Genomic DNA, 5,821 nt, shown 5'->3' with positions numbered 1-5,821 from the left:
GTGTGTCAGTCGCCAACCTTATTGGCTGACCCACCGCTATCGCCAGCAAGCCGGCTCCTACAGGGGGCGATGTACGGCCAGTATTCTTTTTTTGATTTCAGTGATTTTGAACCCATGAAAACCGTGGCAATGGTGCTGTTCCCTGATTTTCTCCTGCTCGACATGGCCGGGCCCATGGAGGTGTTTTCCATCGCCAATCGTTATCTGGAACCGGCCGAGCGTTACGCGTTGTCGACCATCGGCACCGAGCACGGCGCGTTGCGTGCCTCCAACGGTGTCAACGTGCAGGCCGATGTGCATATCGATCAGGCGGATCAGGCGTATGACCTGTTGCTGGTGCCGGGCGGCCCCGGGGCCTACAACGAAAAACACCCGCCGTTGCTCGGCTGGCTCAAAGGTGCGGTTAAGCGGGCCGGACGTTATGGCTCGATCTGCACCGGCGCATTCGTGCTCGGGAATGCCGGCCTGATTGATGGCTACCGTGTCACCACCCACTGGCATTACACCGAACGGCTGATCAAGGGGTTCCCGAAGGCGACGGTGGAGACCGATCAGATCTTTGTTCAGGACCGCAACCTGATCACCTCCGGCGGCGTCACTGCCGGCATTGACCTGGCACTCGCCGTGGTTGCCGAAGACCATGGCAAGAAAGTCGCTCAGGACGTGGCCAAGGTGTTGCTGGTGGTGATGAAACGTCAGGGCGGACAGGCGCAATTCAGTCCGTTGATGGCGACGGTGGCCCCTCACGAAACGCCGGTGACACGCGTGCAGAACTATGTGCTCGACCACCTCGACGAAGCCTTCAGCATCGAGCGCATGGCCGGCCTGGCCACCATGAGTCCGCGTCATTTCGCCAGGGTGTTCGCCCGGGAAGTGAACATGACGCCGATGGAATTTCTCCAGAGCGCACGCATCGACTGTGCGAGAAATCTGTTGGAAACCAGTGACTTGCCGCTCAAGACCGTGGCTTTCAAAAGTGGTTTCGGCAGTGTGCGGCACATGCGGTTTCTGTTCAGTGAAAAACTCGGGTTGACCCCGTCCCAGTACCGCGAACAGTTCAGCTAGAGCCTTTTTGTCCGTTCTGCGCACCGTGATGGCCGTGACGCTCCCACCGTGACCGTTGTTCCGTCACCAAGGCCTGCGAAGATACCCGTGAACTCTTTGTAATGGAGGCGCGAGCCTGGCGCGCAATGGAAATAACAATCCGTTGAGCCGCTCAGGGTTTGCGCACGTGGACCTGCATGAACAGCGTCAGTGATTTGAACAACGAAGCGGTGCTGCGATTCGGCCCTTATGCGTTTCACCTGCGGCAACGGCTGATCCTCGACGGGGACCGGCCGCTGCGCATGGGCGGGCGGGCCCTGGATATCTTGCAGGTGCTGGTCCAGCGTGCGGGCAACGTGGTCAGCAAGGACGAACTCATCGCGCTCGTCTGGCCGACTTCTGTGGTCGAGGAGATCAACCTGCGCGTGCACATCGCCGCGCTGCGTCGCGCATTGGGCGACGGGCAGGACGGGCAGCGCTACATCGTCAACATTCCCCAGCGCGGTTATAGCTTTATCGCAGCCGTGCAGCGGGTGCCGGCGAGTACGCTGGCCTCGATCGAAACGGTTCAGAAACCTCAACACAACCTGCCCGCGCGCCTGTCGCCGGTCATCGGGCGCGATTCGCTGGTCGGCAGTCTGGTCCGGCAGTTACCGGTTCGGCGCCTCATGACCCTGACCGGTCCCGGCGGCATCGGCAAGACCACCGTGGCGTTGCGGGTGGCCGAACTGCTCTTGCAGCATTACCAGGATGGGGTCTGGCTGGTGGATCTGGCGGTGATCGATGACCCTGCGCAGGTGGTCGATCATCTGACCCGGGCGCTTGAGCTGGGCGTCGGAACCACCCTGGAGACATGGGCGCAACGTCATGCGTTATTGGTGCTCGACAATTGCGAGCACCTGCTCGAACGCTGCCGGACACTGGTCGAGGACCTGCTGATGGCGGCGCCACGCCTGTCGATCCTGGTGACCAGTCGCGAGCCGCTCCAGGCGCAGGGGGAAACGGTCCAGCGTTTGCCGCCACTGGCGGTGCCTCCGGCTTCGGCGTTGCACAGTGTGGCCGAAGCGATGGGCTATTCGGCGGTGCAACTGTTCGTCAGCCGTGCCCGTGCTCGTCAGCAAGGCTTTGTGCTGCGCGAACAAGACCTCAAGGTCGTGCGCGAAATCTGTCGCCGGCTCGATGGTCTGCCCCTGGCCATCGAACTGGCGGCGGCGCAGATTGATGCGTTGGCGCTGGTGGGCCTGCAAGCTCAACTGGACAATTGTTTTCAGCTGCTGACCCAGGGCCGGCGCACCGCCGTGCCCCGGCATCAAACCTTGAAAGCGGCGCTGGACTGGAGCTATGAGCAACTGAGCCCGCTGGAGCAAACCGTGTTGCAGCGCCTGTCGGTGTTCAAGATGGCCTTTACGCTGGATGCCGCCATTGGCGTGATCAGTTGCGCGGCATTGCTGCCTGCCCGCTTGATTGAAGGGGTGGAAAGTCTGGCGCTCAAATCGTTGCTATCGCTGGAGCAGGGCGGCGGACTGGCCCGCTACCGTTTCCTCAACACCACCCGCACCTACGCCCTGGAGAAACTCGAGGGCAGCGGTGAATTGCGCACCGTTGAAATGCGTTACGCCCGCTACATCAGCCGAGCGCGGTGGGTATCAAGCGGGCACGTGGCGCTGCAACTCGTCGAGTAAACGGCGGACTTTCGTCAGGTCCGGTGTGGCAAAACCTTCGGTGAACCGGTTGTAGATCGGTGCCAGCAGCGTATGGGCTTGCCGGTGCCGGCCCTGACGCTGCCAAAGCTGTGCCAGCGAGGTAGCGCTGCGCAGTTCCCAGGCCAGGGCGCCCTGATGGTTGGCGACGTTCAAGGCCCTGATCAGCAAGGCCTCGGCCGCGTCGGTGTTCAACGGGCACTCTTGCGCCAGAAGCGCCTCAGCCCTGGCTCGCAGGATCTCCGCCGTGTTCCAGCCCGCGATGCCGGTATCTGCCCGTTGTGACAAGTCGTCATCGACGAAACCGGTGTCCAGCGTCACCATGATGTCCTTGATCAACCCCTCGCCCGGCAGAAGGGAGGAGCGCAGCTCGGTGTGATCGATCACCTGTGCGTAGTGCATGGCCCAGGTGTAGAACAGCAGCACCGAGTGTTTTTGCGCTTGTTCCAGCAGCAGTCGCAAGAGTTCGCGCGCGGTGCGGGTGTCGCCGTTGTAGTGGGCGATCAGGCAACCGGCCAGCGCCAGGGTGTAGCAGATGGACGTGCCGTGGTTGATCTGCATCGCGATGTCCAGCGCTTGCCGGGCGGTGCGCCACGCCTGTTCCGGCCGGCCTTGCAGCCAGAGGATGCGCGCCAGAATGGTCAGGGCGGCGACGCTCTGGTCGTACTGCACGCCAAAACCGTGGGTGAAGCGGTTGAGGTGGCCGCTCTGTGCCATGCGCTGCAGCACCTCTTCGGCATTCACCCGCGCCTGCTCCTGATTCCCGGCAAAGTGCAGCGCCAGCACCCGCAAACGGTGGGTGCTGAGGGACAACACTTCATCGCCGTGCAGCCCCAACCGGTCGAACTGCTGGCTCTGCTCCAGGGCCATTTGATAGTTGGCACAGCAGAGGTTGACCGCCATGTGCCCGGACACCGCACGTAACTGACCGGCCACGTCGTTGCAGTGCCTGGCCAGCGTTCTGGCGCTGACGAAGGCCTCGACGGTTTCCGCCGTGCCGCCATGGGTGTGGTAGCAGGCGCTGCCGAGGGCCAGTTTGAGGGCCATTTTCAGCCGGGGGCAGGGCTCGGGCGCGGCATCCAGCAGGGCCAGCGCCTTGCGCACATACACGCCGTGCTCTTTGAGCAGCGACATTTCCTGCCAGAGCGGCGTCGATGTCGCGGTCAGGCGGATCGCCAACGTCTGCGGCCCTTGTGCGTCCAAGCCCCAATCGAGGGCTGCGCGAATATCTTCCAGACTGCGTGCATAACGCTCGATCCACGTCGCCGTCGCGATCAGCTCCCAGTCCTGCTGGGCCTGATGCATCAAGGCCAGGCAACGCTCGGCGTGGCGTTCGCGGGTGCCCGGCAGGTCGGCGGCCTGGTCGAGTTTTTCCAGGGCGTAGCTGCGCGTAGTGTCGAGCAGGCGGTAGAACACTTCTTCGTCGCCGACCTCGACGTTCAGCAGCGACTTGGCCACCAGTTGTGTGATCGAGCCAAACACCTCACAGGGTTCGATATGTTCGCCGACGATCACTGCTGCTGCCGACTCCAGGGTGAAGCCGCCTCTGAACACGCTCAGTCGGCGCAGGCAGGTTTGTTCGCAGGCACTCAGCAGTTCGAAACTCCAGTCCAACGTGGCGCGCAAGGTTTGATGGCGACCCAAGGTGGTCTGGCAGCCTTGGGTGAGCAGGCGAAAACTGCCTTGCAGTTGCGTGAGCAAGCCGCCCACGCCGAGGCCGCCGACTTGCGCCGCCGCCAGTTCAATCGCCAGGGGAATACCGTCCAGGCGCCGGCAGATTTCAATCGCCAGCGGCAGCTCGTCATCGCGCAGTTCGAAACTGTCGTGGCTGGCCATCGCCCGTTCGACAAACAACTGCAAGGCCGAAAAGCTCAGGGCCTGCGCGCGGTCGAGCACGGCAATGGGCGGCGGGCAGTCCAGTGACTCAAGACGCTGAACGAACTCGCCTTCGGCCCGCAGGCTCTCGCGGCTGGTGGTCAGAATGTGCACGTCGGGCGCGGCGCGCAGGATGCTTTCGCTCAACACGGCGATGGCGTCGAGCAGGTGTTCGCAGTTGTCGATCACCAGCAGCATCTGCCGGTCGCGCAAAAATGCGGGGAGGCCGCTCATCGGGTCGGTGTCATGCAACGACAGTTCGAGCAGCGTCGCCAGATGCGCGCTGATCATCGATGGATCGTTGATCGGCGCCAGGTCCAGCAGACGAATGCCATCGCGGTAGCGCCCGATCAATTGCTCGGCAACGCGCAGGGCCACGGTGGTTTTGCCGATGCCGCCGGGGCCGACCAGCGTAATGAAACGCTGGCGTGACAACTGGACCACCAGGCTGTCGACGAGGGACTGGCGACCGATCATGCGTGTACGCCGTACGGGCAGGTTGTGGCCGTTCGGTGCGGGGGCTTCATTCGCCGGATGTTGCTCGATGTGCTCCAAAGAGAACGGTGCGACAAAGCTGTAGCCGCGCTGGGCCACGGTGACGATGTAACGCTGGCCGTTCTGGCCGTCGCCGAGGGCTTTGCGCAACGCCGCCATGTGCACCCGCAGGTTGATGTCTTCGACAACGCTTTTGGGCCAGACCCCGGCGATCAGTTCCTGTTTGCTGACCACATTTCCGGCGTGTTCCAGAAGGATCAACAGAATATCCATGGCACGCCGACCCAGGCGCAGGGGCTGGTCGGCCTCCATCACCAGGCGTTGTCCGGGATAGATCCGGTAAGGGCCGAAATGGATGGCCTGTTCGGGGGAAAGGGTCAACGGGTCACTCCTGCTTGCAGCCGTCTGGTACGCGGTTACCGAGCATATTCGTCAGGTTTGTTCATTCGCGCAATGCGCTGGCCAACTGACTGCCGGGTGTTCACTTGGACTGCCGGTTTGCGATCCTCCCTGTTCTTTGCGTTTTTACTGGGCGTGGCGCTCGTGTAGAAGGCGCCGGGGCTTTTGGCGCGCCAGGGAAAATTAACAACGTTTAACTCGTCCTGCGTCCGGTCTACGCCCAAAACTCCAGCACCGCAACTGCCCAAGCTGTAGGAGCCGGCTTGCTGGCGATTGCAGTATTTCAGCCGAAGTTGTCGGCGATGGGT

At 62.6% G+C, this 5,821-nt stretch carries 4 protein-coding genes; 2 read left to right on the top strand and 2 right to left on the bottom strand.

Annotation, left to right across the window (positions count from 1 at the left end; translation table 11 throughout):
- Positions 1-114: 114 nt before the first annotated feature.
- Positions 115-1,065 (top strand): GlxA family transcriptional regulator, encoded by a 951-nt coding sequence (locus tag KGA97_RS28860; RefSeq protein WP_223481944.1) that lies wholly within the window; start codon positions 115-117, stop codon positions 1,063-1,065.
- Between the two features lie 176 nt (positions 1,066-1,241).
- Entirely contained in the window at positions 1,242-2,726 is a 1,485-nt protein-coding gene (locus tag KGA97_RS28855; RefSeq protein WP_223481943.1) for an ATP-binding protein, read from the top strand.
- On the opposite strand, the gene KGA97_RS28850 is transcribed toward KGA97_RS28855, so the two are convergent.
- Together KGA97_RS28850 and KGA97_RS28845 are read right to left on the bottom strand one after the other, a co-directional pair.
- A complete protein-coding gene (locus KGA97_RS28850) occupies positions 2,691-5,495 on the bottom strand; it encodes an ATP-binding protein (RefSeq protein WP_223481942.1) in 2,805 nt (934 codons plus the stop codon). The genes KGA97_RS28855 and KGA97_RS28850 overlap by 36 nt on opposite strands.
- A 35-nt stretch (positions 5,496-5,530) precedes the next feature.
- A partial coding sequence (locus tag KGA97_RS28845) for a hypothetical protein (protein ID WP_223481941.1) occupies positions 5,531-5,821 on the bottom strand: 291 nt, incomplete at its 5' end.

Source organism: Pseudomonas sp. BF-B-15, assembly GCF_019946675.1.
GTDB lineage: Bacteria > Pseudomonadota > Gammaproteobacteria > Pseudomonadales > Pseudomonadaceae > Aquipseudomonas > Aquipseudomonas migulae.
Note: the sequence above shows the minus strand (reverse complement) of the source record. Positions and strands in the feature narration are given on the sequence as shown.

Bases quoted from the DNA above. Each gene is read 5' to 3' on its own strand.
- KGA97_RS28860 (WP_223481944.1), top strand. From the start codon at position 115: ATGAAAACCGTGGCAATGGTGCTGTTCCCTGATTTTCTCCTGCTCGAC.
- KGA97_RS28855 (WP_223481943.1), top strand. From the start codon at position 1,242: ATGAACAGCGTCAGTGATTTGAACAACGAAGCGGTGCTGCGATTCGGC.